General features: G+C 63.6%; 23 protein-coding genes. 6 read left to right on the top strand and 17 right to left on the bottom strand.

Annotation, left to right across the window (positions count from 1 at the left end; all coding sequences use genetic code 11):
• Positions 1-28: 28 nt before the first annotated feature.
• Positions 29-1,312 carry a Zn-dependent hydrolase gene (locus tag ACLCGK_RS15795; protein WP_410952363.1) on the top strand — a complete coding sequence of 428 codons (1,284 nt, stop codon included), beginning with the start codon at positions 29-31 and terminating at the stop codon, positions 1,310-1,312.
• Between the two features lie 141 nt (positions 1,313-1,453).
• Here ACLCGK_RS15795 and ACLCGK_RS15790 read toward each other — a convergent pair whose 3' ends face one another.
• The 5 genes from ACLCGK_RS15790 to nhaB all read right to left on the bottom strand — a co-directional run bounded on the left by ACLCGK_RS15790 (position 1,454) and on the right by nhaB (position 6,111).
• The gene (locus ACLCGK_RS15790; protein ID WP_085720536.1) at positions 1,454-1,993 is read right to left on the bottom strand and encodes an AAA family ATPase; all 540 of its coding nucleotides are present in this window, start codon (positions 1,991-1,993) and stop codon (positions 1,454-1,456) included.
• 34 nt (positions 1,994-2,027) lie between these two features.
• Positions 2,028-2,987, bottom strand: a complete 960-nt coding sequence (locus ACLCGK_RS15785; RefSeq protein ID WP_410952362.1) for a ribonuclease Z — start codon at positions 2,985-2,987, stop codon at positions 2,028-2,030.
• A gap of 178 nt (positions 2,988-3,165) precedes the next feature.
• Positions 3,166-3,711 carry a lipocalin family protein gene (locus ACLCGK_RS15780; RefSeq protein ID WP_013973308.1) on the bottom strand — a complete coding sequence of 182 codons (546 nt, stop codon included), beginning with the start codon at positions 3,709-3,711 and terminating at the stop codon, positions 3,166-3,168.
• 80 nt (positions 3,712-3,791) lie between these two features.
• Entirely contained in the window at positions 3,792-4,406 is a 615-nt protein-coding gene (locus ACLCGK_RS15775) for a dihydrofolate reductase family protein (protein WP_410952361.1), read from the bottom strand.
• A 202-nt stretch (positions 4,407-4,608) separates the two neighbouring features.
• Positions 4,609-6,111: a sodium/proton antiporter NhaB gene (nhaB, locus tag ACLCGK_RS15770; protein WP_410952360.1), complete on the bottom strand. Its 1,503-nt coding sequence runs from the start codon at positions 6,109-6,111 to the stop codon at positions 4,609-4,611.
• A 150-nt stretch (positions 6,112-6,261) separates the two neighbouring features.
• On the opposite strand from nhaB, the gene ACLCGK_RS15765 reads away from it, so the two are divergent.
• Together ACLCGK_RS15765 and nudC are read left to right on the top strand one after the other, a co-directional pair.
• Positions 6,262-7,074, top strand: coding sequence for a crotonase/enoyl-CoA hydratase family protein (locus tag ACLCGK_RS15765; protein ID WP_410952359.1), 813 nt, complete (start codon positions 6,262-6,264; stop codon positions 7,072-7,074).
• Between the two features lie 36 nt (positions 7,075-7,110).
• Entirely contained in the window at positions 7,111-7,941 is an 831-nt protein-coding gene (gene nudC, locus ACLCGK_RS15760; protein ID WP_410952358.1) for an NAD(+) diphosphatase, read from the top strand.
• Here the strand turns inward: nudC and ACLCGK_RS15755 are convergent.
• From ACLCGK_RS15755 to ACLCGK_RS15705, 11 genes are all read right to left on the bottom strand, one after another.
• Positions 7,909-8,688 (bottom strand): TSUP family transporter, encoded by a 780-nt coding sequence (locus tag ACLCGK_RS15755; RefSeq protein ID WP_410952357.1) that lies wholly within the window; start codon positions 8,686-8,688, stop codon positions 7,909-7,911. The two genes, nudC and ACLCGK_RS15755, sit on opposite strands and share 33 nt — an antisense overlap.
• Positions 8,689-8,889: 201 nt before the next feature.
• Positions 8,890-9,720 (bottom strand): alpha/beta fold hydrolase, encoded by an 831-nt coding sequence (locus ACLCGK_RS15750; protein ID WP_410952356.1) that lies wholly within the window; start codon positions 9,718-9,720, stop codon positions 8,890-8,892.
• A gap of 202 nt (positions 9,721-9,922) precedes the next feature.
• Positions 9,923-11,212, bottom strand: a complete 1,290-nt coding sequence (locus tag ACLCGK_RS15745) for an NAD(P)/FAD-dependent oxidoreductase (RefSeq protein ID WP_410952355.1) — start codon at positions 11,210-11,212, stop codon at positions 9,923-9,925.
• A gap of 233 nt (positions 11,213-11,445) precedes the next feature.
• Positions 11,446-13,401, bottom strand: coding sequence for a DNA topoisomerase III (locus ACLCGK_RS15740; RefSeq protein ID WP_410952354.1), 1,956 nt, complete (start codon positions 13,399-13,401; stop codon positions 11,446-11,448).
• Between the two features lie 223 nt (positions 13,402-13,624).
• Complete coding sequence (locus ACLCGK_RS15735; RefSeq protein WP_003258855.1) at positions 13,625-14,053, bottom strand: GNAT family N-acetyltransferase; 429 nt, start codon at positions 14,051-14,053, stop codon at positions 13,625-13,627.
• Positions 14,046-15,212 (bottom strand): cupin domain-containing protein, encoded by a 1,167-nt coding sequence (locus ACLCGK_RS15730; protein ID WP_013973298.1) that lies wholly within the window; start codon positions 15,210-15,212, stop codon positions 14,046-14,048. Before ACLCGK_RS15730 ends, ACLCGK_RS15735 begins: the two co-directional genes overlap by 8 nt.
• Positions 15,213-15,293: 81 nt before the next feature.
• On the bottom strand, positions 15,294-16,664 hold the full coding sequence (gene purB / locus ACLCGK_RS15725) for an adenylosuccinate lyase (RefSeq protein ID WP_013973297.1): 1,371 nt from the start codon (positions 16,662-16,664) through the stop codon (positions 15,294-15,296).
• Positions 16,665-16,900: 236 nt separating this feature from the next.
• A complete protein-coding gene (gene hflD, locus ACLCGK_RS15720) occupies positions 16,901-17,527 on the bottom strand; it encodes a high frequency lysogenization protein HflD (protein ID WP_015270973.1) in 627 nt (208 codons plus the stop codon).
• Positions 17,524-18,648 (bottom strand): tRNA 2-thiouridine(34) synthase MnmA, encoded by a 1,125-nt coding sequence (gene mnmA / locus ACLCGK_RS15715; RefSeq protein WP_410952353.1) that lies wholly within the window; start codon positions 18,646-18,648, stop codon positions 17,524-17,526. The genes hflD and mnmA overlap by 4 nt, the downstream gene beginning before the upstream one ends.
• Before the next feature lie 59 nt (positions 18,649-18,707).
• On the bottom strand, positions 18,708-19,148 hold the full coding sequence (locus ACLCGK_RS15710) for an NUDIX hydrolase (protein ID WP_023662388.1): 441 nt from the start codon (positions 19,146-19,148) through the stop codon (positions 18,708-18,710).
• Between the two features lie 209 nt (positions 19,149-19,357).
• Positions 19,358-21,583 carry an NADP-dependent isocitrate dehydrogenase gene (locus tag ACLCGK_RS15705; protein WP_013973293.1) on the bottom strand — a complete coding sequence of 742 codons (2,226 nt, stop codon included), beginning with the start codon at positions 21,581-21,583 and terminating at the stop codon, positions 19,358-19,360.
• 427 nt (positions 21,584-22,010) lie between these two features.
• Between ACLCGK_RS15705 and icd the strand changes: the two genes are divergently transcribed.
• Positions 22,011-23,267, top strand: coding sequence for an NADP-dependent isocitrate dehydrogenase (gene icd / locus ACLCGK_RS15700; protein ID WP_013973292.1), 1,257 nt, complete (start codon positions 22,011-22,013; stop codon positions 23,265-23,267).
• 74 nt (positions 23,268-23,341) lie between these two features.
• Here the strand turns inward: icd and cspD are convergent, their stop codons facing one another.
• Positions 23,342-23,602, bottom strand: coding sequence for a cold shock domain-containing protein CspD (gene cspD / locus ACLCGK_RS15695; protein ID WP_013973291.1), 261 nt, complete (start codon positions 23,600-23,602; stop codon positions 23,342-23,344).
• Between the two features lie 229 nt (positions 23,603-23,831).
• Between cspD and clpS the strand changes: the two genes are divergently transcribed.
• Both clpS and clpA read left to right on the top strand, forming a co-directional pair.
• Positions 23,832-24,194, top strand: coding sequence for an ATP-dependent Clp protease adapter ClpS (gene clpS, locus ACLCGK_RS15690; protein ID WP_013973290.1), 363 nt, complete (start codon positions 23,832-23,834; stop codon positions 24,192-24,194).
• 30 nt (positions 24,195-24,224) lie between these two features.
• Entirely contained in the window at positions 24,225-26,495 is a 2,271-nt protein-coding gene (clpA, locus tag ACLCGK_RS15685; protein ID WP_013973289.1) for an ATP-dependent Clp protease ATP-binding subunit ClpA, read from the top strand.
• Positions 26,496-26,586: the final 91 nt, after the last annotated feature.

Raw genomic sequence — 26,586 nt, 5'->3', positions numbered from 1 at the left:
TACAACAAAAAGCCTGAAGGAGAAACCCGTGACCCCAGTCAAAGAGATCCTGAAGACCACCGCCCACCACATCGACAGCACCCGCCTGTGGCAGTCCCTGATGGACCTGGCCCGCCTCGGTGCTACCGCCAAGGGCGGCGTGTGCCGCCTGGCCTTGACCGACCTCGACCGCCAGGCCCGCGACCTGTTCGTGCAGTGGTGCGAGGCCGCCGGTTGCACGGTCACCATCGACGCCATCGGCAACATCTTCGCCCGTCGCCCTGGGCGTAACCCCAAGCTGCCCCCGGTGATGACCGGCAGCCATATCGACACCCAGCCCACCGGTGGCAAGTTCGACGGTTGCTTCGGGGTGATGGCCGGGCTGGAGGTAATTCGTACCCTCAACGATCTCGGCGTGGAAACCGAAGCACCGCTGGAAGTGGTGGTGTGGACCAACGAGGAAGGCTCGCGCTTTGCGCCGTGCATGATGGGTTCCGGGGTGTTCGCCGGCAAGTTCACGCTGGAGGAAACCCTGGCCAAGCGCGACGCCCAGGGTGTCAGTGTTGGTGAGGCGTTGAACGCCATCGGCTACGCCGGCCCGCGTGCTGTATCAGGCCACCCGGTGGGGGCCTATTTCGAAGCGCATATCGAGCAAGGCCCGATCCTCGAAGATCAGGCCAAGACCATCGGCGTGGTGCTGGGTGCGCTGGGCCAGAAGTGGTTCGACCTGACCTTGCGCGGTGTCGAGGCCCACGCCGGCCCTACGCCCATGCACCTGCGCAAGGACGCCCTGGTCGGCGCGGCGGCAGTGGTTGAGGCAGTCAACCGCACCGCCCTCGGCCACCAGCCCCATGCTTGTGGGACGGTGGGGTGCCTGCAGGCCTACCCGGGCTCGCGCAACGTGATCCCGGGCGAAGTGCGCATGACCCTGGATTTCCGTCATCTGGAGGGTGAGCAGCTGAATGCGATGATTGCCGATGTGCGTGCGGTGATCGAGGCGACCTGTGCCAGGCATGGCCTGAGCCACGAACTGGTACCCACAGCCGATTTCCCGGCGTTGTACTTCGACAATGCCTGTGTCGATGCCGTGCGCAAATCGGCGCAGGCGCTGGGCCTGCCGCACATGGACATCGTCAGCGGCGCGGGGCACGACGCGATCTTCCTGGCCGAACTGGGGCCGGCGGGGATGATATTCGTGCCGTGCGAGAACGGTATCAGCCATAACGAGATCGAGAACGCCACGCCCGAGGACCTGGCTGCGGGCTGCGCAGTGTTGCTGCGCGCGATGCTGGCGGCGTCGGAGGCGATTGCCAGTGGCCGATTGGCGGCCTAGCGCCGTCAGTATCAGGAGTACGCGCTTTTTGTAGGAGCGGCCTTGTGTCGCGATCGGGCTGCGCAGCAGCCCCAGGATCTTGAAGTAGACGCGGGCATCGCCGGGGCCGCTTTGCGGCCCTTTCGCGACACAAGGCCGCTCCTACAGGGGCCGCGCTGCCGGGGCGGGTTGGGTAAGATCTGCCAGACACGCCGCAATCTGCCGTTCACCTCGCAAATGCACCACCGGCACCTGCGGCCCTGTGGCCTGGCGGCTCGCCTCGATCCCCGGCCGATACCCCCGATCGAACGTCCATACGAACTTCAAGAAGGTCAGAAACGCCCGGTCCAGCCGCTCGGTACATCCCGCCGGCAGGTCCGGTCGGGGCTTGTTCAGCACACTGCGCAGGATCACCCGCTTGAGGCAGGTCAGTCTCGGCGTATCCAGCCAGATGACAAGGTCGGCCCGCGGCAGACGCAGGTCGAACGTGCGGCGGGCATAATTGCCCTCGCATACCCAAGCCTCCCCAGCCACCGCATCGCGCACGCGGGTACGGAAGGTCTCGGCATCCGGCTCGACCCAGCCGGTCTCCCAGAACAACGTATCGAGGTGCACCACCGGCACGCCCAAGCGTGCGCCTATCTGCCGGGCCAGGGTCGATTTGCCACTGCCGGCGTTGCCCAGAATCACGATGCGTTGCATGGCCAAGTCCTTTTGGAAAACCGGCCATGCTAAATCATCCGGCCGGTTCGAGACAGCCATCGCGCCCGATGTGATAGCGCTGCAGGTCCTGCGCCAGGGTAAGCTGCCCGCTGTAGTGGGCGAGGGCTTCGTCGCGCACATCGTCGATGCTCGGGCTGCGCTGTGGGTCGTTCTGGTAGCGGGCGCTGAAGTGCGTCAGCACCAGATTGCGCACGCCCGCAGCTTCGGCAAAGCGCGCCACTGCAGCCGCGGTGCTGTGGCCGAAGGTGACCCCCGTGCGCTCGACCACCGCCTGGGTGAACGTGGCCTCGTGCACCAGCACGTCCGCGCCCCTGGCGGCGTCGGCCAACAGCTCGGGGTTGTCGTTGTCGCCGCACACGATCACCCGCCGCGGCGGGCGCGAAGGGCGCAGGTAATCCTTGCCGTGCAGCCGCCGCCCGCCATGCTGCACCGTCAAACCCTTGGCCAGCTCGCCCCACAGCGGGCCGCGGGGGATACCTTCGGCTTCCAGGCGCGGGATGTTCAGTCGCGGTTCGGGGTTGAGCTCGGTGAACACGAAGCCGACGCTCGGCACCCGGTGCGACAGCTGCACGCTAGTCACTTCCAGGGCGTCACTGTGCCATTCCACCAGCTCCTCCACGGCCAGCAGGCGCAGTTCGAACGGCAGGAAGGTATCGCTGGCCACCAGCCCCTGGCGCACCCAGTCGTGCAGGGCGGCGGGCAGGACAAGGTCCAGCGGCTGGGTGCGCCCGCTCATGCCGGCGCTGGCCAGCAGGCCCGGCAGGCCGAAGCAATGGTCGCCGTGCACGTGGGTAATGAAGATGGCGCGCAGGTCGCGGATCGACAGCGGTGTGTGCAGCAGCCGGTGCTGGGTGCCTTCGCCACAGTCGACCAGGTACCAGTGGCTGCCACTGGCCTCGATCACTGCGGTACCGCTCACATTGCGTGCCTTGGTCGGCACGCCGGCGGAGGTGCCCAGGAACAGCAAATCCATGGTCTGGCTCCTTGTTTCAGCCCAGCAGTAACGTCTCCACCAGCGGGCCGATGGGTGTCGGGCGGATGCAAGGTGCTGGTGGCGGCGTGGTACTCAACGGGTTTGTTCCTTCGAGATGATACGGGGCGCACACCTTAGCCGGATTGCTGCATGTCGTCGATGGCCCGCCAGGTCTTGCCTACTCGGCCTGCCGCCAGATGAGCTTGCTGGTGTCATAGCCTTGCTCCCGGGCGATCGTCAGCAGTTGCTCGCGCATCTGGTCCGTGACTGCAGGCGTGCGTGAAAGCAGCCACAGGTATTCGCGGTTCGGGTGGCCGACCAAGGCTACGCGGTAGTCCTGGTCGTGGTACAGCACCCAGTACTCGCCCTTGGTCAGGCCGGGCGCGAGGCGGCTGAACCAGTTGTCGAAGCGCACCCAGAGCTTGTCGGTGCTGCCCGGTTGCTGGGCTTCGGCGATGCCCTTGGCCTGGTTCCACTGGCCGTCCTTTTCCTGGCAGCGGTTGGTCACGTCGAGGCGACCATCCTCTCGCAGGCCATACTGCGCCTCGGACTGCACGCAGTTGCGCTGGAAGAACATCGGCAGCCGGGCGAGTTCGTACCAGGTGCCCTGGTAACGTTGCAGGTCGACCTGCTGGGTACGCGGCGGTGCCGGGTGATCGTTGCCGGCGCAGCCGAGCAGGGCCAAGGTCATGCAGGAAAGCAGCAACGTGGTGCGTAGCGCCATGGTGAACCTCCTTGATACGGACGGGGCTTACTTGGGTTTCGATGCGAGCGAGAGGCAAAAGTTGTACAGGATTATGCCTTTCAGAACGAACCGGTCTGCACTTCACCTGCACGCACGTAACGGGCGATGAGCACGCCCGTGGGCGAAACCTGCGAATGCTGCAGTGTGAAGGCCGCCGCTGCCGCATCGTCGCCGAACAGGCGCTTGCCGTGGCCGAGCAGCAACGGGTGGATCAGCAGTTGCAGTTCATCGACCAGGCCCGCCGCCAGCAGCTGCTGCACCAGATCGCTGCTGCCCTGGGTCAGCAGGTTGGCGCCGTCCTGTTGTTTCAGCGCGTGGACCGCTGCGGTGATGTCTGCGCCCAGTGCATGGCTGTTGTGCCAGTCGAGGGTTGCGGGGGTGTGGGTGGCCACGTGCTTGGGCACGCTGTTGAACAGGTTGGCGATGGAGAAGTCTTCCGAGCTGTCTTTTACCTTTGGCCAGTAGCCGGCGAAGATGTCGTAGGTGCGCCGGCCCAGCAGCAACTCGAAGGGCTGGCTGAACAGGGCTTGCATGGCTTGGCCGAAGACTTCCTCGGCGTAAGGTACGATCCAGCCGCCGTAGGTGAAGCCGCCGCTGGTGTCTTCCTGCGGACCACCGGGGGCCTGCATGACACCGTCGAGGCTGATGAAGGCGGCTACGATGAGTTTGCGCATGGGGACTCTCCTGTTGGCAGCCGGGGTGGCTGGGGGCGTGGGATAGTCGAATGGCAGGCAGCAGAATCGACAGGGCCTTGTGCTTTGTCTGCACTGGCCCTATCGCCGGCAAGCCAGCTCCCACAGGTACACCACAGTCCTTGAGTGCAGCGTAAAACCTGTGGGAGCTGGCTTGCCGGCGATAGGGCCGGTACAAGCTACATCACAGCCAGTAGGTGACCGCCCACCACCCCAGCCCACCCATCACTACGGTATAGGGCAAGGCCATCCACACCATTCGCCCATACGACAGCCGGATCAGCGGCGCGATTGCCGAAGTTAACAGGAACAGGAACGCCGCCTGCCCATTCGGCGTCGCCACGCTCGGCAGGTTGGTGCCGGTGTTGATCGCCACCGCCAGCGTCTCGAAATGCTCGCGGCTCATGTTGCCATTGAGGAACGCCTGCTTCACCTCGGTGATGTAGATGGTGGCAACGAACACGTTGTCGCTGATCGCCGACAGCAGGCCGTTGGCCAGGTACAGCATGCCCGGTTGCTGCTCGGCCGGCAGCGCCAGCACCCAGGCAATCAACGGGCTGAACAGTTGCTGTTGATGAATCACCGCCACCACCGCGAAGAACACCACCAGCAATGCGGTGAACGGCATGGCGTCCTGGAAGGCGCGGCCCAGGCGGTGTTCGTCGGTAATGCCGGTGAATGCCGTGATCAGCACGATCACCATCAGGCCGATCAGGCCGACCTCGGCAACGTGCAGCCCCAGGCAGAAGATCAGGATCAGTGCAGCGAACCCTTGCACCCACAGAGCGATGCGCTGGGCAGTCGTGCGTGCAGCATCGTCCTCGGCGGCATAGGCGGCCAACACCTGGCGCACTGGCTCGGGCATCAGCTTGCCATAGCCGAACAGGCGCAGCTTCTCCAGCAGCACGCAGGTCAGCAGGCCGGCGCCCAGCACCGGCAGCGACACCGGTGCCACCTTCAGGAAGAAATCGGCAAAGTGCCAGCCCATTTCGTGGCCGATCAGCAGGTTCTGTGGTTCGCCCACCAGCGTGCACACGCCGCCCAGGGCGGTGCCCACCGCACCATGCATCAGCAGGCTGCGCAGGAATGCGCGGAACTGGTCGAGGTCTTCACGGTGCAACTGTGCGACCTGCTGGTCGCTGTCCAGAGCACTGTCTTCGCGCGGATTGGCCCCGGAGGCGACGCGGTGGTACACCGCATAGAAACCGACCGCGGCGCTGATGATCACGGCGGTCACGGTCAGTGCATCGAGAAACGCCGAGAGGAATGCCGACATCACGCAGAACAGCAACGCCAGGATCGCCTTCGAACGCACCCCCAGCAGGATGCGCGAGAACAGGAACAGCAGCAGTTCCTTCATGAAGTGGATGCCCGCGACCATGAACATCAGCAGCAGGATCACCGGGAAGTTGTGCTGCAGCTCTTCGTACAGGGCTTGCGGGGTGGTCATCTGCAACAGCAGGGCTTCGACCAGCAGCAGGCCGCCAGGCATGAGCGGGTAGCACTTCAGGGCCATGCCCAGGGTGAAGATGAATTCGAGCACCAGTGCCCAGCCGGCAGCGACCGGGCCGACGGCCATCAGCAGCAGCGGATTGAGTACCAGGAACAGGCAGATGACTGCCTTGTACCAAAGCGGCGACTGGCCCAGAAAGCTGTGGGCGAGGGCGCCGGTCAGGGAGCGCGACATGAATTTGTATCCTTATGATTCGGCGATGGCGCACGGTGCCGGATCAGCGCCTCTTAGGCAAGGCGTATAGTCCCGTTTTTGGCACAAGTGCGGTCATCGGGCTGGGTTAACATCCGTGCCATGAACCCTTTATCCGCAGGAGTGCCGCCCGTGACCGAGTACAGCGCATTCAAGGTCGAACTGACCAACAGCATCGCCCACGTTCAGATCAACCGCCCGGACAAGCGCAATGCGATGAACGCTGCCTTCTGGGAGGAGATCATCGACATCTTCCAGTGGGTCGACGACACCGATGCAGTGCGAGCGGTAGTGATTAGCGGTGCCGGCAAGCATTTTTCCGCCGGCATCGACCTGATGATGCTGGCTTCGCTGGCCGGGCAGATGGGCAAGGACGTGGGCCGTAATGCACGCTTCCTGCGCAGCACCATCCTGCGCCTGCAGGCGTCGTTCAATGCCGTGGACAAATGCCGCAAGCCGGTACTGGCCGCGGTGCAGGGTTACTGCATTGGCGGCGCCATCGATCTGATCTCGGCCTGCGACATGCGCTACTGCAGCAGCGACGCGCAGTTCTCGATCAAGGAAATCGACATGGGCATGGCCGCCGATGTCGGCACACTGCAACGTTTGCCTCGTATCATCGGTGACGGCATGATGCGTGAGCTGGCTTACACGGGGCGCAATGTCGAGGCAGAAGAGGCGCTGCGCATCGGCTTGGTCAACCGGGTTTATGATGATCAGGCCGCGCTTATGGATGGGGTCTTTGCCATCGCTGGCGAGATTGCCGCAAAATCGCCGATCGCCGTGGCCGGCACCAAGGAAATGCTCAGCTACATGCGTGACCATCGCATCGATTATGGCCTGGAGTACATCGCCACCTGGAACGCCGCGATGCTGCAGTCCGAAGACCTGCGCGTGGCGGTGGCGGCGCACATGAGCAAACAGAAACCGACGTTCGCCGACTGATCAGGCCGGGGGACGCGAAGTAAGGGAACCCCCGACATGTCAGCACGCTGGACTACCGCAGTACTCGACCCGCAGATTACCGGGGGGCTGGCCGTGGCCCGCAGCCCGGAAGGGTTCCTGGTGGACGACAACGGCGCGCTGTTCCCTCGCGACTGGCTCAAGCGCCAGGACCTCGACGTACTGTGCGAGCACGGCATCGGCCACTTCGACGGCCAGCCGGTGTTCCTGCTGGAGCTGCGCAGCGCTACCGAGGTGCCCGGCTGCGCCTGGCGCGGCCTGCGTGCATTCATGCTCGAGGGTGATTTCGACACCTACAAAGTGCTGGGCTATGCCGCGCAGATCGGCACCTGGGCCCGCGAGCACCGCTTCTGCGGCAGCTGCGGCCAGGCAATGACGCAGATTCGCTGGGAGCGGGCGATGTACTGCCAGCCTTGCGACCTGCGCAGCTACCCGCGCATTTCGCCGAGCATGATCGTGCTGGTGACCCGTGGCGACGAAATCCTGCTGGCGCGTTCGCCACGTTTTGTAACCGGGGTGTACAGCACGTTGGCGGGCTTCGCCGAACCGGGCGAGTCGGCCGAGGACTGCCTGGTGCGCGAAGTGCGTGAAGAAGTGGCGGTGGAGGTGCAGAACATCCAGTACATCGGCAGCCAGTGCTGGCCGTTCCCCCACTCGATGATGCTGGGCTTTCACGCCGAATACGCTGGCGGCGAGATCGTCATGCAGCCGGACGAGATCGAGGACGCCAAGTGGTTCAGCGTTCACGACCTGCCGCCGCTACCGGCCGGGCGGTCGATTGCCCGCTACCTGATCGATCTGTACGTTGCGCGCCGCCTAGGCTTGGCCGAACCAGTGCTGCCACGCTAGACGCACGGTCAGTGCCAGCACCACGGTGATGAACACTGGGCGGATGAACTTGCTGCCGCCACTGATCGCCGTGCGTGCGCCGAAGAAGGCGCCAACCATCACCGACAGGCCCATGCACAGGCCGACGATGTAATCCACCTGCCCGGAAATGATGAACACCGTCAGCGCTGCGATGTTGCTGACGAAGTTCATGCTGCGCGCCACGCCGCTGGCACGGACCAGGTCGATTGGGTAGAGCAGCAGGGTGCTGACCGTCCAGAACGCCCCGGTGCCCGGGCCGGCCACGCCGTCATAGAAACCCAAGGTAAAGCCTTGCGGCATTTGCCATTTCTTCTTGATGGGTGCATCGGCATCGAGCGGCGCCTTGGGCGTGCCACCGAACAGCAGATAGACGCCACAGGCGAAGACGATTACCGGCAGCATTTTGTTCAGCCATTCGGCCGGCATGTAGTGGGCGATCACTGCACCGAGCAAAGCGCCGGCCAAAGTGGCGAACAATGCCGGGCGCCACTGCGCCGGGTGGAACAGTTTGCGCCTGTAGTAGGTGAAGCTGGCGGTGGCCGAGCCGAAGGTAGAGCTGAGCTTGTTGGTGCCCAGTACCAGGTGCGGCGGCATGCCCGCGGTGAGTAACGCCGGGGTGGTGAGCAGGCCGCCACCGCCGGCGATGGCATCGATGAAACCGGCGACGAAGGCGACCAGGGCCAGGATCAGCAGGGTGAGGGGTTCTACGGTGAGTTCGAAGGGCATGGGGTTTTGGCAGGCAGGGAGGCAGGGGGCGGCAAAGGGCCGCACTAGAAGGGTGACATGGTAATCCTGGGGGGAGGTGTGTTGCCAGTGCCGGCCCTTTCGCGGGCATGCCTGCTCCCAAGGTTACCTGCACATTTCAAGACTTGTGCAGTACCTGTGGGAGCGGGCGCGCCCGCGAAAGGGCCGGTACAGGCCATCACATCAGCTACGGATAAACGCCAGCAAATCCGCATTGATCACATCGGCATGGGTAGTCGGCATGCCGTGCGGGTAGCCCTTGTAGGTCTTCAGTGTGCCGTTGGGCAGCAACTTCGCCGACAGTACCCCGGAATTTTCATACGGTACGATCTGGTCATCGTCGCCGTGCATCACCAGCACCGGCTGGGTGATGCCCTTCAGGTCTTCGGTGAAGTCAGTCTGGGAAAACGCCACGATGCCATCGTAATGGGCCTTGGCGCTGCCAATCATGCCTTGGCGCCACCAGTTGCCGATGATGCCTTCGCTGGCTTCTGCACCGGGGCGGTTGTAGCCGTAGAACGGCCCGGCCGGCACATCGCGGTAGAACTGCGCACGGTTGCTGGCGACCTGGGCCTGGAAACCGTCGAACACCGATTTGGGCAGGCCACCGGGGTTACCGGGAGCCTGTACCATCAATGGCGGTACGGCGGCGATCAGCACGGCCTTGGCCACCTTGTCTTCAGGGTGCCGGGCCATGTAGCGCACCACTTCACCGCCACCGGTCGAGTGGCCGACATGCACGGCGCCCTGGATGCCCAGGTGAGCGACGACCGCCGCCACATCATCGGCGTAGTGGTCCATGTCGTGGCCGTCCCATACCTGGCTGGAGCGGCCATGGCCGCGACGGTCGTGGGCGACCACGCGGTAACCATGGGCGAGGAAGTACAACAGCTGGGCATCCCAGTCGTCGGCGCTGAGCGGCCAGCCGTGGTGGAAGTGGATGACCGGCGCGTCACGCGGGCCCCAGTCCTTGTAGAAGATCTGTACGCCGTCCTTCGTGGTTACATAGCTCATGGTCGGGTCTCCTGTGTGCAGGAAGCGAAGGGAGCTATTGAGAATAGGAGGGATTTGGCTTGGCACTGGAGATTATGGGTGCGGATTTGCACATCCCCTGTGGGAGCGGGCGAGCCCGCGAACACCGGCGAAGCCGGTGCCATCCATCGCGACGCCTGTTTCGCGGGCATGCCCGCTCCCACAGGGGAGTTGTGTCAACTAATCAGACGCGGTCGCGCATCCGGTACCAGGCCTTGGCCGCGGCTTCCAGCGGTGCTGCCAGCAGGTCGCCGCCGGGGAAGCGGCCGTTGTCGATGCCTTGGTACAGCGCCAGCAGGTCGTCGTCGCCAAGAATGGCATCGCTTACCGCCCGCGCCGCCGCCAGTGTAGGTAGCACGCCATGGCCCGAGAACCCCTGCAGCCAGTAGCGCTGGCCCTCGCGACCGACATCCGGGGTGCGCTGGATGCTGCAGTCGATATGGCCGCCCCAGGCATAGTCGATGGCCACCCCGGCCAGCTGCGGGAACACCCGCTCCAGGTAGGGGCGGGTAGCGCTGGCGACATCTTTGGGAATACCGCCCAGGTAGGTGCAGCCGCCGCCGAACAGCAGGCGATGGTCCGGGGTGAGGCGGAAATAGTCGGGCACGAACTGGTTGTCGATCACGCAACTGTTGCGCGGCAGTAGCGACTGGGCGAAGTCGGCATCCAGCGGTGCGGTGGCTACCTGATAGGAGCCAACCGGCAATAGGCGGCGCGACAGGTTGCGGTCGAGGCGGTCGATGTAGGCGTTGCAGGCCAGCACCAGCACTTGGCAGCGTACTTCGCCGCGGTCGGTACGGGCCACATAGCCGTCGCCAGCTTTCTGGTAGTTGAGCACCTGGCTCTGTTCGTAGATCCGCCCGCCAGCCGCCTCGATGGTGCTGGCCAGCCCCTGAGCCAGCTTGAGCGGGTTGAGGTGGGCGCCTTTGGCGTCGTATAGCGCGGCCTGGTAGCGCGGGCTGTCGATCCATTGCGGCAGCTCGTCGCGGCCGATCAGGCGCAGGGCGTCGTAGCCCCATTTGTGTTCGGCCTCGTGCAGGGCTTCTTCCAACATCTTCACCCGGCGCGGCAGCACGGCGGTCCACAGGCTGCCCAGCCGGTAGTCGATGTCGAAGCCATGGCGCTCGGGCAGTTCGCGCATTTCATCGGCGGCCCAGCACATGCTGGCCCACAGGCGTTGGGTGCGTTCGGTGCCCAAGGCCTTTTCCAGCGGCGGCATGTCGCACGACCAGCCGAGCAGTGCCTGGCCGCCGTTGCGGCCGGACGCGGCCCAGGCCACGCGGCTGGCTTCCAGCAGCGTTACACGCTTGCCGGCCTGGGTCAGGCGCAAGGCGGTGTGCAGGCCGCTGAAGCCGGCGCCAATGATCAGGACTTCGGTGTCGTGGCTGCCTTGCAGGGTAGGGTGCAGGGGAATGCTGGCGGGGTAGGTCTGGGCGTAGTAGCTGGCGACGTGCTGGGCGGATTGTTTGAACATGCAGGGGTCTCATGAAATTTGTTTTGATTATTTTCATGAAAATTTAGCATTAAAAATTCATGACGCCAGTATGTTGGTCAGGTTTTGTGGTTTGTCTGAATTCTCTGTATTCCTGGCCTGGCACTATCGCCGGCAAGCCAGCTCCCACAAGTCCTGCACAGGTTTTGAAAGCTGTGTGGTACCTGTGGGAGCTGGCTTGCCGGCGATAGGGCCGTAATGACAGTGCAAAAGCCTCAGGTTGAAGCTTTTCTCTTGGGCTGCCGCGGCTTGCTGGCAGCCTTGCTTCCAGCCGCTTTACTCTTCCCACTCCCTCTACGCTTCTTCTTCCACGGCGGCGCAGCCCCGGCTGCCGGCCCGCTGATGGTCATGCGCATGCCGCTGCACCGTTCGACCAGCTTGCCCATCCATGCCGACTGCCGGGCGACGAACTCTTCCAGCGTCATCTCGCCACTCTGCACCATGTCCAGCGCCTGCTCCCAGATAGCTGTGGTACCAGGGTCGGCAATGGCGCGAGGTACGGCGTCGATCAGGCTGAAGGCCGCAGGGGTGGCGGACAGCGCCTTGCCGTTCTTCACCAGGTAGCCGCGGTCAAGCAGGCCCTGGATGATGCTGGCGCGGGTGGCTTCGGTGCCGATACCGGTGGTTTCCTTCAGCTTCTGCTTCAACCGCGGGTCGTCCACCAGCTTGGCCACGTTCTTCATTGCCTTGATCAGGTCGCCTTCGGTAAACGGCTTGGGCGGCTGGGTCCACAGGTCTTTCAATTGCAGGCCCTGCACCATGCAGTCCTGGCCTTCGCGCAGCGCCGGCAGCACCTGGGCCGGTGGTGCCTCGCGGCCCTTGGCCGGAGTCAGCGCCTCGGGCAGCGCACGGCGCCAGCCTGGTTCGACGATCTGCTTGCCTACGGCACGCAGGGCATGGCCGGCGCAGTCGAAGTCGGCCTGGGTGCGGTCGTACTCGTGGTTGGGCAGGAACTGCGCCAGGTAGCGGGCGCGGATCAGGGTGTACACCGCCTTGTGCTTGGCCGGCAGGCGCGACGGGTCGCTGGTGGCGGCGGTGGGGATGATGCCGTGGTGGGCGCTGACCTTGGCGTCGTTCCACGCCCGTGAGCGGCGTTGCGGCTCCAGGTAGGGCTGCAGCGGCGCCAGGCTGGCATCGGAACGTTGCAGGGCGGCGAGTATGGCTGGCGCTTCGGCGTGCTGGCTTTGCGGCAGGTAGCCGCAGTCGCTGCGCGGGTAGGTGATCAGCTTGTGGGTTTCGTACAGGGCCTGGGCGATGTCGAGGGTTTCCTGGGCGCCGAGGCCGAACTTTTTCGAGCACAGCTCCTGCAGGGTGCCAAGGTCGAAGGGCAGGGGTGCTGCTTCACGCACGCGTTCGGTGGTCACCTTCACGGCCCGGGCAGTACCCGCATTGCCGATGTCGGCGGCAGCCTGCTGCGCCAGGGCCTGGTTCAGGCAGCGGCCCTGGTCGTCGCATGCGTCATCGGGGGCGCGCCACTGGGCGTTGAAGCCAAAGCCTGCGTGTTCGAGCTGCACGTCGATGGCCCAGAACGGTACCGGCACAAAGTCGGCGATGCTGCGGTCGCGGTCGACCACCAGGCGCAGGGTGGGCGTTTGCACCCGGCCCACCGGCAGCACGCCCTGATAGCCCGACTGGCGGCCCAGCAGGGTGAACAGCCGGCTCATGTTCATGCCGATCAGCCAGTCTGCGCGCGAACGGCCCAGCGCCGAGTGGTACAGGTTGAAGGTTTCGTGGCCCGGCAGCAGCCGCGCCAGGGCCTTGCGAATGGACGCGTCGTCCAGTGCCGACAGCCACAGGCGCTGCACCGGGCCGCGGTAGCGGCAATGCTCGACCAGTTCGCGGGCGATCATTTCGCCTTCGCGGTCGGCGTCGGTGGCGATCACCAGTTCGCGCGCTTCGCCGAGCAGGCGCTTGACCGCCTTGAACTGGCTGGCGGTCTTGGGCTTGACCAGCATCTTCCACTTTTCCGGGATGATCGGCAGGTCGGCCAGGTTCCAGCGCTTGTAGCGTTCGTCGTAGCTGTCGGGCGGGGCGGTTTCCAGCAGGTGGCCGATGCACCAGGTCACGCAGACGTCGGTGCCTTGCCAGCAGCCATCGCCCTTGCGGTTGGCGCCGAGCACTTTGGCGATGTCTTTTGCCTGGGAGGGTTTTTCGCAGAGGAACAGGCGCATGGCCGGGGACGCTTCATCGGGGGTGATGGGCGATAGGATGCGCAAGCAAGGGCGCGGAGGCAAGTTTTATCTGGATGGATGTACAGGTTTTTGTCAGGGAAGATGTATTTTGCTGTGCCGGCCTCTTCGCGGGCTTGCCCGCTCCCACAGGTACTGCACAGCATTCAATATCTGTGGGGTCCTTGTGGGAGCGGGCAAACCCGCGAAGAGGCCGGTACAGGGATCAGGCGCGCGAGTCGCGCACCATGTCCACGTGCGGGATGCCGGCTTCGAGGAACTCTTCGCTGACTACGCGAAAGCCTAGCCGCTCGTAGAACGGCGTGGCGTGCACCTGGGCGCTGAGCATCTGCTGCTTCAGGTCGCGGTTCTGTGCTTCGACAATCACCGCGTTCATCAGCGCGTCACCCACCTTCAGCCCGCGCCAGTCCTTCAGCACCGAGACCCGGCCAATGGTGCCGTCAGGCAGCAGGCGCGCGGTGCCGATCGGGTAGTCGCCTTCCAGGGCCAGGAAGTGCGCGGCGGTCGGGTCGTCCGAGTCCCACTCCAGCTCCGGCGGCACGTGCTGTTCGGCAATGAACACCGCTTCGCGGATGCGGCGGATGTCGGCGTTGTCCTTGTGCCAGTCGGCGAGGCGCACACGAATCTTATTCATTGGCGAATCCCAGGCTTCCTTGTTTGACCAGCTGCTGTACCAGCATAAGGCCATCTTCATCCTGCAGCCATTCGCCCAGGTTGTCGATGTGCAGGGCGTCAGCCGCGCAAACCAGCTTCAGCAGCTCGCGCAGTTTGCCCGGTAGCGGGCAGCTGCGGCCGCTGGCGAACAGAAGCAGGTCTTCTTCGAACTCCGACCAGGCCAGACGCGCGCTCGGGTTGCGGATCAGGATGGCGCCTTGTTCCAGGGCATCGATCAGTTCTTCCTCGGACAGCTCTTCACCGACGATCTGCTCGGGGTAGCGCGGCTCGGTCATGAACTGGCCGAACCAGGTCAGCAGCAGGTCCTTGTCGCCCATGTGCTTGTCGAGCAGCGCCTTGAGGCGGTCGAGGGCATCGTGCTGGATCTGGTGCGGGTCGCTGACCGGCTGGGCATCGGCGTCGCTGTAGCGTTCTTCGTCGGGCAGGAACTGGCCGAGGAAATCGGTGAAGTGGGTCAGCACTTCGGCGGCGCTTGGCGCGCGGAAGCCTACCGAGTAGGTCAGGCAGTCGTCCACGGCCACGCCGTAGTGGGCCAGGCGTGGTGGCAGGTAAAGCATGTCGCCCGGCTCCAGGGTCCACTCATCGCTCTGCTCGAAGTCGGCGAGGATGCGCAGGTCGGCGTGCTCCAGCAGCGAGCTGTCGCTGCTGCACATCTGGCCGATTTTCCAGTTGCGCTGGCCGTGGCCCTGCAGCAGGAAAACGTCGTAGTTGTCAAAGTGCGGGCCGACGCTGCCACCAGGGGCGGCGAAGCTGATCATCACGTCATCGATGCGCCAGCTGGGCAGGAAGCGGAAGTTTTCCAGCAGTTCGGCTACTTCCGGGACGAACTGGTCCACGGCCTGCACCAGCAGGGTCCAGTCCTTTTCCGGCAGCTCGGCGAAGGTGTCTTCGGTGAACGGGCCGCGGCGCAGCTCCCACGGGTGCGCGCCGTGCTCGAGCACGATACGCGACTCTACTTCCTCTTCCAGGGCCAGGCCGGCCAGCTCGTCGGGGTCGATCGGGCTGATGAAGTCCGGGAATGCCTGGCGCACCAGCAGCGGCTTCTTCTGCCAGTAGTCGCGCATGAATTCGCGGGCCGAGATGCCGCCGAGCAGCTGCAGTGGAGTATCAGGATTCATGTTCAACCTATTGAAAAAATGTAATTTTCGTCCGGGAATAAAAACGCCCGGCCAGGCCGGGCGTTGAACGCGACGGTCAGCTTAGATGCGTTTGGCCTGTGCTGCCGCGTTGCCGATGTAGGTAGCAGGGGTCAGCTGCTTGAGCTCGGCCTTGGCTTCGGCTGGCATGTCCAGTCCGTCGATGAAGGTCAGCAGCGCTTCCGGGGTGATGCCCTTGCCACGGGTCAGCTCCTTGAGCTTCTCGTAGGGGTTTTCGATGTTGAAGCGGCGCATCACGGTCTGGATCGGCTCGGCCAGCACTTCCCAGCAGGCGTCCAGATCGGCGGCAATGCGAGCTTCGTTGACTTCCAGCTTGCCGATGCCTTTCAGGCTGGCTTCGTAGGCGATGACGCTGTGGGCAAAGCCCACGCCCAGGTTGCGCAGCACGGTGGAGTCGGTCAGGTCACGCTGCCAGCGCGAGATCGGCAGCTTGCTGGCCAGATGCTGGAACAGCGCGTTGGCGATACCCAGGTTGCCTTCGGAGTTTTCGAAGTCGATCGGGTTGACCTTGTGCGGCATGGTCGACGAGCCGATTTCACCGGCAACGGTCTTCTGCTTGAAGTAGCCCAGCGAGATGTAGCCCCACACATCGCGATCAAAGTCGATCAGGATGGTGTTGAAGCGGGCGATGGCGTCGAACAGCTCGGCGATGTAGTCGTGCGGCTCGATCTGGGTGGTGTACGGGTTGAACTGCAGGCCCAGCTCGTCTTCGATGAAGGCGCGGGCGTTCTGCTCCCAGTCGATCTGCGAGTAGGCCGACAGGTGGGCGTTGTAGTTGCCAACGGCACCGTTGATCTTGCCCAGCAGCGGTACGGCGGCAACCTGGGCGATCTGGCGCTCCAGGCGGTACACGACGTTGGCCAGTTCCTTGCCCAGGGTGGTCGGCGAAGCCGGCTGGCCGTGGGTGCGCGACAGCATCGGCACGTCGGCGTGGGCGTGGGCCAGGGCGCGGATGGCGTCGGCGATCTGGCGCATCAGCGGCAGCAGCACTTCGTCACGGCCGGCGCGCAGCATCAGGGCGTGGGACAGGTTGTTGATGTCCTCGCTGGTGCAGGCGAAGTGGATGAACTCGCTGACCTTGGCCAGCTCAGGCAGCTTGGCGGCCTGCTCCTTGAGGAGGTATTCGATCGCCTTGACGTCGTGGTTGGTGGTGCGCTCGATTTCCTTGACGCGTTCGGCGTGCTCGAGCTTGAAGTCGGTGGCCAGGCTGTCCAGCAGGGCGTTGGCTTCGGCGGAGAACGCCGGCACTTCGCCGATCTGCGGGTGGGCGGCCAGGCGCTGCAGCCAGCGCACTTCGACCAGGGCGCGGAAACGGATCAGGCCGAATTCGCTGAAAATGGGGCGCAAGGCCTGGGTTTTGCCGGCATAACGGCCGTCTACAGGGGAAACCGCAGTGAGCGAAGAAAGCTGCATGGGGTGTTCTCGGACAGTCAGGCTTTTGGAAGGGCGCATATCATACATGAATTTCGCGCCCGAGTCGGGTGGCTGACCAAAGGTCGGGCCATAAATCAGCTGTGCATTGTGCATTGCCTGTTCTGGCCCTATCGCCGGCAAGCCAGCTCCCACAGGTACTGCACCGGTCTTGAGCACAGTGCATATCCTGTGGGAGCTGGCTGGCCGGCGATGAGGCCGGAACTGTCAAACCCCTGTCAGGAGGGGCTGCGCATCATGTCGTACAGTTCGTTCAACAGCTTGCGCCGGCTGAATACCAGCTGCCAGCGGTGCCCGCCCAGCTGGCGCCACAGGCGTGCGGCGCGGATGCCGGCCAGCAACAGGGCGCGGATCTTCGAGGCATTGCTGGCCTGCTGCAGGAAGCGCATGTCGCCATGCACCTGGATGCGCTGGCGCAAGGTGCTCAGGGTGTCCTGGTACAAGGCTCCGCTGGAAGCGATGACGTTTTCATGAACCAGGCCAAAATGCTCGGCCTGGGACTGGATTTGCGGCAGGCGGTTGCCGATGGTGTCGAGCAGGTCGCCGCGCTTGTTCAGCTGGCGCTCCAGGCCCAGCATCGACAGGGCGTAGCGCAGCGGCTCGCGCTGCAGGCTGCTGGGGTCGCGCTCCAGCGCGCCGACCAGCGCGCGATAGCCGTCGCGCAGGTTCAGGTCGTCACCGCCGAACACCTCCAGGGTGTCCTTGGGGTCGCGGACCAGCAGGCTGCCGAGCATGCAGCCGATGTTGGCCTCGCTGGCCTGGCCGGTGCGGGCGATGCGGTCGACCAGTACAGCGGCCTGGAACACACCGCCCAACGCAATCAGCTGCTCCTGCAGGTTGCTCATGCGCGCGGGCTCCATGGCTCGGCGGCTTCGATCACGCCGCCGCCCAGGCACACTTCGCCGTCGTAGAACACCACCGACTGGCCCGGGGTAACGGCGCGTTGCGGTTCGTCGAACACTGCGCGGTAACCGCTTTCGGTCAGTTCCAGGGTGCACTGCTGGTCGCTCTGGCGGTAGCGCACCTTGGCGGTGAGCTGGCGCGGGCTGCCGAGGTCGACCGGGTTGACCCAGAAAATTTCCGAAGCGAGCAGGGCGCGGGAGAACAACCACGGGTGTTCATTGCCCTGGCCGACCACCAGCACGTTGCGGGTCAGGTCCTTGTGCAGCACGTACCACGGCTCGTCACCGGCGTCCTTCAGGCCGCCAATACCCAGACCCTGGCGTTGGCCGATGGTGTGGTACATCAGGCCGTGGTGACGGCCGATCACTTGACCTTCTGTGGTCTCGATGTTGCCCGGCTGGGCCGGCAGGTATTGCTTGAGGAAGTCGCTGAAGCGACGCTCGCCGATGAAGCAGATGCCGGTGGAATCCTTCTTCTTGGCGGTGGCCAGGCCGTGCTTTTCGGCAATGGCACGTACTTCGGGCTTTTCCAGCTCGCCAACCGGGAACAGGGTGCGGGCGATTTCCTTGCCGCCGACGGCGTGCAGGAAGTAGCTCTGGTCCTTGTTCGGGTCCAGGCCCTTGAGCAGTTCGGTGAGCTCGCCGGTGTCGCGGCGGCGCACGTAGTGGCCGGTGGCGATCAGGTCGGCACCCAGCGACAGGGCGTAGTCGAGGAACGCCTTGAACTTGATTTCGCGGTTGCAGAGGATGTCCGGGTTGGGCGTGCGGCCGGCCTTGTACTCTTCGAGGAAGTGCTCGAACACGTTGTCCCAGTATTCGGCGGCGAAGTTGGCGGTGTGCAGCTTGATGCCGATGCGGTCGCACACGGCCTGGGCGTCGGCCAGGTCTTCACGGGCGGTGCAGTATTCGGTGCCGTCGTCTTCTTCCCAGTTCTTCATGAACAGCCCTTCCACCTGGTAGCCCTGCTCCATGAGCAGAAGGGCGGAGACGGAAGAGTCCACGCCGCCGGACATGCCGACGATAACGCGGGTCTTGGCGGGGTCTTTGAGTGCTGGGCTGGTCATGGTTACCGGTGTGTATCAAGGGGGAAAAACGCCGATTCTATCAAACCTGCGGCGGCGCGTCAGTCGCGCAGCAGGTCGAGGCTGTGCAAGGGGCCTTTGAGGTAATCGTCGAGGCAGCGTGGCACCAGTTCGCTGCGCCAGCGGGCGGGGTCGGCCAGCAGTTCGTCGCGGGTCAGCCACACGGCGCGGACGATGTCGCTGTCCAATGCCAGGTCGGCGTGATGGCGCACGGGGCGGGCGGCGAAGCAGACGCGCTGGTAGGTCACGCCGTTGCTTGGGGCGGTGTACAGGTAGATGCCGACCACGCCGGTGAGCTCGACTTCCCAGGCGGTTTCTTCGAGGGTTTCGCGCAGGGCGGCCTGGGGCAGGGTCTCGTTGGGTTCGAGGTGGCCGGCGGGCTGGTTGAAGACGTGCTGGTTGGCTTTGAACTCTTCGACGAAAAGGAACTTGCCTTCGTGTTCGACGATGGTGGCGACGGTGATGTGGGGTTGCCAGGTCATTTGTATGTCGTACTTCCCTGCAGCTTGGTGGGCCCGTTTTTCGGCCAATCGCCGGCAAGCCAGCTCCCACAGGTGCAGTGCAAGCTTGAGGCATTCACAATACCTGTGGGAGCTGGCTTGCCGGCGATGGGTTGCAGAGCAACCCCATTTCCCAGAAAGCACAAACCCCGGTGCGTGGCCGGGGTTTGTGCTGTTACTTCAAGCGAACCTTACAGGGCGGCAATGGCGCTGTTCAGGGTCTGGCTTGGGCGCATCACCTTGGCGGTTAGCTCGGCATCCGGAGCGTAGTAGCCACCGATGTCGGCCGGCTTGCCCTGGACGGCGTTGAGCTCGGCGACGATGGTCTCCTCGTTCTCGGTCAGGGTCTTGGCCAGTGGTGCGAAGCGTGCCTGCAGGGCAGCGTCGTCGTTCTGCGCAGCCAGGGCCTGGGCCCAGTACAGGGTCAGGTAGAAGTGGCTGCCGCGGTTGTCGATACCGCCAACTTTGCGCGAAGGCGACTTGTTGGTGTCGAGGAACTTGCCGGTGGCCTGGTCCAGGGTATTGGCCAGCACTTTGGCGCGCGGGTTGTCGTAGGTGTTGCCCAGGTGCTCCAGGGAAGCGGCCAGGGCCAGGAATTCACCCAGCGAGTCCCAACGCAGGAAGTTCTCTTCCACCAGCTGCTGCACGTGCTTCGGTGCCGAACCGCCGGCGCCGGTTTCGAACAGGCCACCGCCGTTCATCAGTGGCACGATCGACAGCATCTTGGCGCTGGTGCCCAGTTCCATGATCGGGAACAGGTCGGTCAGGTAGTCACGCAGCACGTTGCCGGTCACCGAGATGGTGTCCTTGCCTTCGCGGATGCGGGCCAGGGAGAACTTGATGGCGTCGACCGGTGCCAGGATGCGGATGTCCAGGCCGGTGGTGTCGTGATCCTTCAGGTACTTCTGCACCTTCTCGATCATCACGCCGTCGTGGGCGCGGGCCGGGTCCAGCCAGAACACTGCAGGGGTGTTGCTCAGGCGGGCACGGTTGACGGCCAGCTTGACCCAGTCCTGGATCGGCGCGTCCTTGACCTGGCACATGCGGAAGATGTCGCCGGCTTCGACGTTCTGCTCGAGAACGACCTGGCCTTTGCTGTCGACCACGCGCACGACACCGTCGGCCTTGATCTGGAAGGTCTTGTCGTGGGAGCCGTATTCTTCGGCCTTCTGTGCCATCAGGCCGACGTTCGGTACGCTGCCCATGGTGGTCGGGTCGAAGGCGCCGTTGGCCTTGCAGTCTTCGATGGTGGCCTGGTAGATGCCGGCGTAGCAGCGGTCCGGGATGATCGCCTTGGCATCCTGCAGTTCGCCGGCGGCGTTCCACATCTTGCCCGAGTCACGGATCATGGCTGGCATCGAGGCGTCGACGATGACGTCGCTCGGCACGTGCAGGTTGGTGATGCCTTTGTCGGAGTTGACCATGGCCAGGGCCGGACGCTGGGCGTACAGGGCCTGGATGTCGGCTTCGATCTCGGCCTGCTTCTCGGCTGGCAGATCCTTGATGCGGGCGTACAGGTCGCCGATGCCGTTGTTGGCGTTGAAGCCTACTTCAGCCAGGGCGGCGGCGTGCTTGGCCAGCACGTCGTTGTAGAACTCTTCGACGATGACGCCGAACATGATCGGGTCGGAGACCTTCATCATGGTGGCTTTCAGGTGTACCGACAGCAGCACGCCGGAAGCCTTGGCATCGGCGATCTGCTCGGCGATGAAGGCTTTCAGGGCCTTGCGGCTCATGGTGGCGCAGTCGATGACTTCGGCAGCTTTTACCGCAGTCTTTTCTTTCAGTACGGTGGTGTTGCCGTCTTTGCCGACCAGCTCGATGCGCAGGCTGTCGTCAGCTTCGATCAGTGCGGCTTTCTCGCTGCCGTAGAAGTCGCCCTGGGTCATGTGGGCAACGTGCGACTTGGAGTCGGCAGCCCAGGCGCCCATCTTGTGCGGGTGCTTGCGGGCGTAGTTCTTGACCGACAGCGGCGCGCGGCGGTCGGAGTTGCCTTCGCGCAGGACCGGGTTCACGGCGGAACCTTTGATGCGGTCGTAGCGGGCGCGGGATTCTTTCTCTTCCGCGGTGGCCGGCTCGTCGGCGTAGTCAGGGATGTTGAAGCCCTTGCCTTGCAGTTCCTTGATCGCGGCTTTCAGCTGCGGTACCGAGGCGCTGATGTTCGGCAGCTTGATGATGTTGGCTTCCGGGGTGGTAGCCAGCTGGCCCAGTTCCGCCAGGTGATCGCCTACTTGCTTCTCTGCGCCCAGTTGCTCCGGGAAGGCGGCGAGGATGCGGCCAGCCAGGGAGATGTCGCGGGTTTCGACGGCGATGTCAGCCGAAGCGGTGAAGGCTTCGATGATTGGCAGCAGCGAGTAAGTGGCGAGGGCGGGGGCTTCGTCGGTGAAGGTATAGATGATCTTGGAACGGGTGGGCATGCGGGTTAACTCTCTGTGTGCTGAGCGTGCTCGAGTCTCGTGGTGCGCAGGGTAGGCGCATCGCCCTGGCAGCGCCATGAGCGGAAAGTCGAGAGGCTGCGAGCGGTGATGGTGGATGCATCAGTCGAGCGTCAAGTGCTGAGCTGCGGTAACAACCCAGGCTTTATGGCCAGGCTTTGTGTCCATTCATGGCCAAGGGCGGTCCGCATTTTTCCAAGGGATCGCCCCGATGACCCTTCGGTCGCGGCGGAGTATACCAAACCATTCGGGCTAATCAGCAAGGCCAAGTGATATCGGCCCATTTATAAGACCAAAGACTAAGCGGCAATGTGGCGGGTTGTCGCATGCCTTGCAGGTCGGCAGATGTGGTTTAGGCTCAGTGGATCGCATGATGTCCAATCACACCCGACAGCGGAGTAGTGCAAGCATGGGATACCAGAAAATCAAGGTTCCGACCGACGGCACCAAGATCACCGTCAATGCCGACCATTCGCTCAACGTTCCTGACAACCCGATCATTCCTTATATCGAGGGCGACGGGATTGGCGTCGATGTCTCGCCGGTAATGATCAAGGTGGTCGACGCCGCCGTGCAGAAGGCCTACGGCGGCAAACGCAAGATCGCCTGGATGGAAGTGTACGCCGGCGAGAAAGCCACCCAGGTGTACGACCAGGACACCTGGCTCCCCCAGGAAACCCTCGATGCCGTACGTGATTACGTGGTGTCGATCAAAGGGCCGCTGACCACCCCGGTGGGCGGTGGCATCCGGTCGCTCAACGTGGCCTTGCGCCAGCAACTGGACCTGTACGTGTGCCTGCGCCCGGTGCTGTGGTTCCAGGGCGTGCCCAGCCCGGTGAAAAAACCCGGCGATGTGGACATGGTGATCTTCCGCGAGAACTCCGAGGATATCTATGCCGGCATCGAGTGGAAGGCCGGTTCGCCCGAGGCGAACAAGGTGATCAAGTTCCTCAAGGAGGAAATGGGCGTTACCAAGATCCGCTTCGACCAGGACTGTGGCATTGGCGTCAAGCCGGTGTCTCGCGAGGGCACCAAGCGCTTGGTGCGCAAGGCCCTGCAGTACGTGGTGGATAACGACCGCGAGTCGCTGACCCTGGTGCACAAGGGCAACATCATGAAGTTCACCGAGGGTGCCTTCAAGGACTGGGGTTATGAAGTGGCGCGCGACGAGTTCGGGGCCGAGTTGCTCGATGGTGGCCCGTGGATGAAGTTCAAGAACCCCAAGAGTGGGCGCGAGGTCATCGTCAAGGACGCCATCGCCGACGCCATGCTGCAGCAGATCCTGCTGCGCCCGGCCGAGTACGACGTGATCGCCACCCTCAACCTCAACGGTGACTACCTGTCCGATGCCCTGGCGGCGGAAGTGGGTGGTATCGGCATTGCGCCGGGTGCCAACCTGTCCGACACCGTGGCCATGTTCGAGGCCACCCACGGCACCGCGCCCAAGTATGCCGGGCAGGACAAGGTCAACCCGGGTTCGGTGATCCTGTCGGCGGAGATGATGCTGCGGCACATGGGTTGGACCGAGGCGGCAGACCTGATCATCAAGGGTACCAACGGCGCGATTGCCGCCAAGACCGTGACCTATGACTTCGAGCGCCTGATGGACGGCGCCACACTGGTGAGCAGTTCAGGCTTTGGCGATGAAATGATCAAGCATATGTAGGGCAATGGAAAACCGGCCGCTTCCATTAAAGAAGCGGCCGGCTTTGTTCGTATACCGGCAGGCGGCTCAGCAGATCAGGCGTCGGCAGTGCTGCCGGCTGGCCGTGCGCTGGTCGGCGCAGGCGCGGCAGTGGAAGCGCTGCAGATCTTGACTGCGTGCAGGCCTTTGGGGCCTTGGATAATCTCGAAACTCACGGCCTGGCCGGCCTTGAGCGTCTTGTATCCGTCCATCTGGATGGCTGAGTAATGAGCGAACAAGTCTTCATCCTTGCCCTCTTCATTGATGAATCCGTAGCCCTTGGCATTGTTGAACCACTTGACTTTACCGCTTGCCATCCCTATGTCCCTCTGCAAAGGACTCCATCACTGGAGTATCATCCACTCATCCGCATACGAACCATGCGAAAAATCTGGTTGACTGCGCGGATCTTTATCGACCACGGTGGGTTCTTATTGGTTGTAACACCGTTTTGCCGATAGTCAAGGTCGCCCGGCGCCTGCGCTGGCCGTGCCCTTCGCAGTCAACCCACAACCTTAACCTGTCGCTCATGATGAAATTCTTTCCATGCATGCACCTAGTGAGATTCGACTAACATTCAATCAGGATCGCCCGCAATCGAATGAGGACGACGGCTCAGGTCTTGCAGTTCAGGAAGCCAAGCCGATCCTGCAGGCGCCACCTATGTACAAGGTGGTTTTGTTCAACGATGACTACACGCCGATGGATTTCGTCGTCGAAGTGCTCGAGACGTTCTTCAATCTGAACCGCGAGCTGGCGACCAAGATCATGCTGACCGTCCATACCGAAGGGCGGGCAGTGTGCGGATTGTTTACCCGTGACATCGCCGAAACAAAGGCTATGCAGGTCAACCAATACGCCAGGGAAAGCCAGCATCCGCTACTCTGTGAAATCGAGAAGGACGGTTAATCGCCGACCACTTGGGTATGAGGTGAAGCTATGTTAAACCGCGAGCTCGAAGTCACCCTCAATCTTGCCTTCAAGGAGGCTCGTTCGAAGCGTCATGAGTTCATGACCGTCGAACATCTGCTGCTGGCACTCCTTGACAATGAGGCTGCCGCGACCGTTCTGCGCGCCTGTGGCGCCAATCTCGACAAACTCAAGCACGACCTGCAAGAGTTCATCGATTCCACCACACCCCTGATTCCGGTCAACGACGAAGATCGTGAAACCCAGCCGACCCTGGGCTTCCAGCGTGTACTGCAGCGTGCCGTGTTCCACGTGCAAAGCTCCGGCAAGCGTGAAGTCACTGGCGCCAACGTGCTGGTTGCGATCTTCAGCGAACAGGAAAGCCAGGCCGTGTTCCTGCTCAAGCAGCAGAGCGTGGCCCGCATCGACGTGGTCAACTACATCGCCCATGGCATCTCCAAGGTGCCGGGCCATGGTTCGCATTCCGAAAGCGACCAGGAAATGCAGGACGAAGAGGGCGGCGATACCGCCTCTTCGAGCAACCCGCTGGATGCCTATGCCAGCAACCTGAACGAGCTGGCCCGTGCCGGCCGTATCGACCCGCTGGTAGGCCGCGAGCAGGAAGTGGAGCGCGTGGCGCAAATCCTTGCCCGTCGGCGCAAGAACAACCCGCTGCTGGTGGGTGAGGCAGGCGTGGGCAAGACCGCCATCGCCGAAGGCCTGGCCAAGCGCATCGTCGATGGCCAGGTGCCCGACCTGCTGGCGCAGAGCGTGGTGTATTCCCTCGATCTCGGCGCACTGCTGGCTGGTACCAAATACCGTGGCGATTTCGAGAAGCGTTTCAAGGCGCTGCTCGGCGAGCTGCGCAAACGCCCACAGGCGATCCTGTTCATCGATGAAATCCACACCATCATTGGTGCTGGCGCGGCGTCGGGCGGGGTGATGGATGCGTCCAACTTGCTCAAGCCACTGCTGTCGTCGGGTGAAATCCGTTGCATCGGTTCGACCACCTTCCAGGAGTTCCGTGGCATCTTCGAGAAGGACCGTGCCCTGGCACGGCGCTTCCAGAAGGTTGATGTCAGCGAGCCGTCGGTCGAAGACACCGTGGGCATCCTGCGTGGCCTGAAAGGGCGCTTCGAAAGCCACCACAACATCGAGTACAGCGACGAAGCCTTGCGCGCCGCCGCTGAACTGGCCTCGCGCTACATCAATGACCGGCACATGCCGGACAAGGCCATCGACGTGATCGACGAAGCCGGTGCCTACCAGCGCCTGCAGCCGGAGGCCAACCGCGTCAAGCGCATCGACGTGCCGCAGGTCGAAGACATCGTCGCCAAGATTGCGCGCATTCCGCCGAAGCACGTCACCAGTTCCGACAAGGAACTGCTGCGCAACCTCGAGCGTGACCTGAAGTTGACCGTATTTGGTCAGGACCAGGCGATCGATTCGCTGGCCACCGCTATCAAGCTGTCCCGCGCCGGCCTCAAGTCGCCGGACAAGCCTGTCGGTTCGTTCCTGTTCGCCGGCCCGACCGGCGTCGGCAAGACCGAAGCAGCACGGCAGCTGGCCAAGGCGCTGGGGGTTGAGCTGGTGCGCTTCGACATGTCCGAGTATATGGAGCGCCACACCGTGTCGCGCCTGATCGGTGCGCCTCCTGGCTATGTTGGCTTCGATCAGGGTGGTTTGCTGACCGAGGCGATCACCAAGCAACCGCACTGCGTATTGCTGCTCGACGAAATCGAGAAGGCCCACCCGGAAGTCTTCAACCTGCTGCTGCAGGTGATGGACCACGGCACCCTGACCGACAACAACGGGCGCAAGGCCGACTTCCGCAACGTGATCCTGATCATGACCACCAACGCTGGCGCTGAAACCGCCGCGCGGGCCTCGATCGGCTTTACCCATCAGGACCATGCGTCCGATGCCATGGAAGTCATCCGCAAGAGCTTCACGCCGGAGTTCCGCAACCGCCTGGACACCATCATCCAGTTCGGCCGCCTGAGCCACGAGACGATCAAGAGCATCGTCGACAAGTTCCTTATCGAACTGCAGGCGCAGCTGGAAGACAAGCGTGTGCTGCTGGAGGTCAGCGATGATGCGCGCGGTTGGCTGGCGGCCTCGGGCTATGACGTGCAGATGGGTGCGCGGCCGATGGCGCGGCTGATCCAGGACAAGATCAAGCGGCCGCTGGCCGAGGAGATCCTGTTTGGCGAACTGGCCGAGCATGGTGGCGTGGTGCACGTCGACCTGCGCGATGGCGAGCTGGTGTTCGACTTCGAGACCACGGCTGAGGTTGCGTGACAGATGGGGCCGCTATGCGGCCCTTCGCGGGCACGCCCGCTCCCACAGGGGGATAGAGCTATTACCTGTGGGAGCGGGCGTGCCCGCGAAG

The sequence above is a fragment of the Pseudomonas sp. S1(2024) genome (genome assembly GCF_046557535.1).
Note: the sequence above shows the minus strand (reverse complement) of the source record. Positions and strands in the feature narration are given on the sequence as shown.

Bases quoted from the DNA above. Each gene is read 5' to 3' on its own strand.
- ACLCGK_RS15790 (WP_085720536.1), bottom strand. From the start codon at position 1,993: ATGCAACGCATCGTGATTCTGGGCAACGCCGGCAGTGGCAAATCGACC.
- ACLCGK_RS15785 (WP_410952362.1), bottom strand. From the start codon at position 2,987: ATGGATTTGCTGTTCCTGGGCACCTCCGCCGGCGTGCCGACCAAGGCA.
- ACLCGK_RS15780 (WP_013973308.1), bottom strand. From the start codon at position 3,711: ATGGCGCTACGCACCACGTTGCTGCTTTCCTGCATGACCTTGGCCCTG.
- ACLCGK_RS15775 (WP_410952361.1), bottom strand. From the start codon at position 4,406: ATGCGCAAACTCATCGTAGCCGCCTTCATCAGCCTCGACGGTGTCATG.
- nhaB (WP_410952360.1), bottom strand. From the start codon at position 6,111: ATGTCGCGCTCCCTGACCGGCGCCCTCGCCCACAGCTTTCTGGGCCAG.
- nudC (WP_410952358.1), top strand. From the start codon at position 7,111: ATGTCAGCACGCTGGACTACCGCAGTACTCGACCCGCAGATTACCGGG.
- ACLCGK_RS15755 (WP_410952357.1), bottom strand. From the start codon at position 8,688: ATGCCCTTCGAACTCACCGTAGAACCCCTCACCCTGCTGATCCTGGCC.
- ACLCGK_RS15750 (WP_410952356.1), bottom strand. From the start codon at position 9,720: ATGAGCTATGTAACCACGAAGGACGGCGTACAGATCTTCTACAAGGAC.
- ACLCGK_RS15745 (WP_410952355.1), bottom strand. From the start codon at position 11,212: ATGTTCAAACAATCCGCCCAGCACGTCGCCAGCTACTACGCCCAGACC.
- ACLCGK_RS15740 (WP_410952354.1), bottom strand. From the start codon at position 13,401: ATGCGCCTGTTCCTCTGCGAAAAACCCTCCCAGGCAAAAGACATCGCC.
- ACLCGK_RS15735 (WP_003258855.1), bottom strand. From the start codon at position 14,053: ATGAATAAGATTCGTGTGCGCCTCGCCGACTGGCACAAGGACAACGCC.
- ACLCGK_RS15730 (WP_013973298.1), bottom strand. From the start codon at position 15,212: ATGAATCCTGATACTCCACTGCAGCTGCTCGGCGGCATCTCGGCCCGC.
- purB (WP_013973297.1), bottom strand. From the start codon at position 16,664: ATGCAGCTTTCTTCGCTCACTGCGGTTTCCCCTGTAGACGGCCGTTAT.
- hflD (WP_015270973.1), bottom strand. From the start codon at position 17,527: ATGAGCAACCTGCAGGAGCAGCTGATTGCGTTGGGCGGTGTGTTCCAG.
- mnmA (WP_410952353.1), bottom strand. From the start codon at position 18,648: ATGACCAGCCCAGCACTCAAAGACCCCGCCAAGACCCGCGTTATCGTC.
- ACLCGK_RS15710 (WP_023662388.1), bottom strand. From the start codon at position 19,148: ATGACCTGGCAACCCCACATCACCGTCGCCACCATCGTCGAACACGAA.
- ACLCGK_RS15705 (WP_013973293.1), bottom strand. From the start codon at position 21,583: ATGCCCACCCGTTCCAAGATCATCTATACCTTCACCGACGAAGCCCCC.
- icd (WP_013973292.1), top strand. From the start codon at position 22,011: ATGGGATACCAGAAAATCAAGGTTCCGACCGACGGCACCAAGATCACC.
- cspD (WP_013973291.1), bottom strand. From the start codon at position 23,602: ATGGCAAGCGGTAAAGTCAAGTGGTTCAACAATGCCAAGGGCTACGGA.
- clpS (WP_013973290.1), top strand. From the start codon at position 23,832: ATGCATGCACCTAGTGAGATTCGACTAACATTCAATCAGGATCGCCCG.
- clpA (WP_013973289.1), top strand. From the start codon at position 24,225: ATGTTAAACCGCGAGCTCGAAGTCACCCTCAATCTTGCCTTCAAGGAG.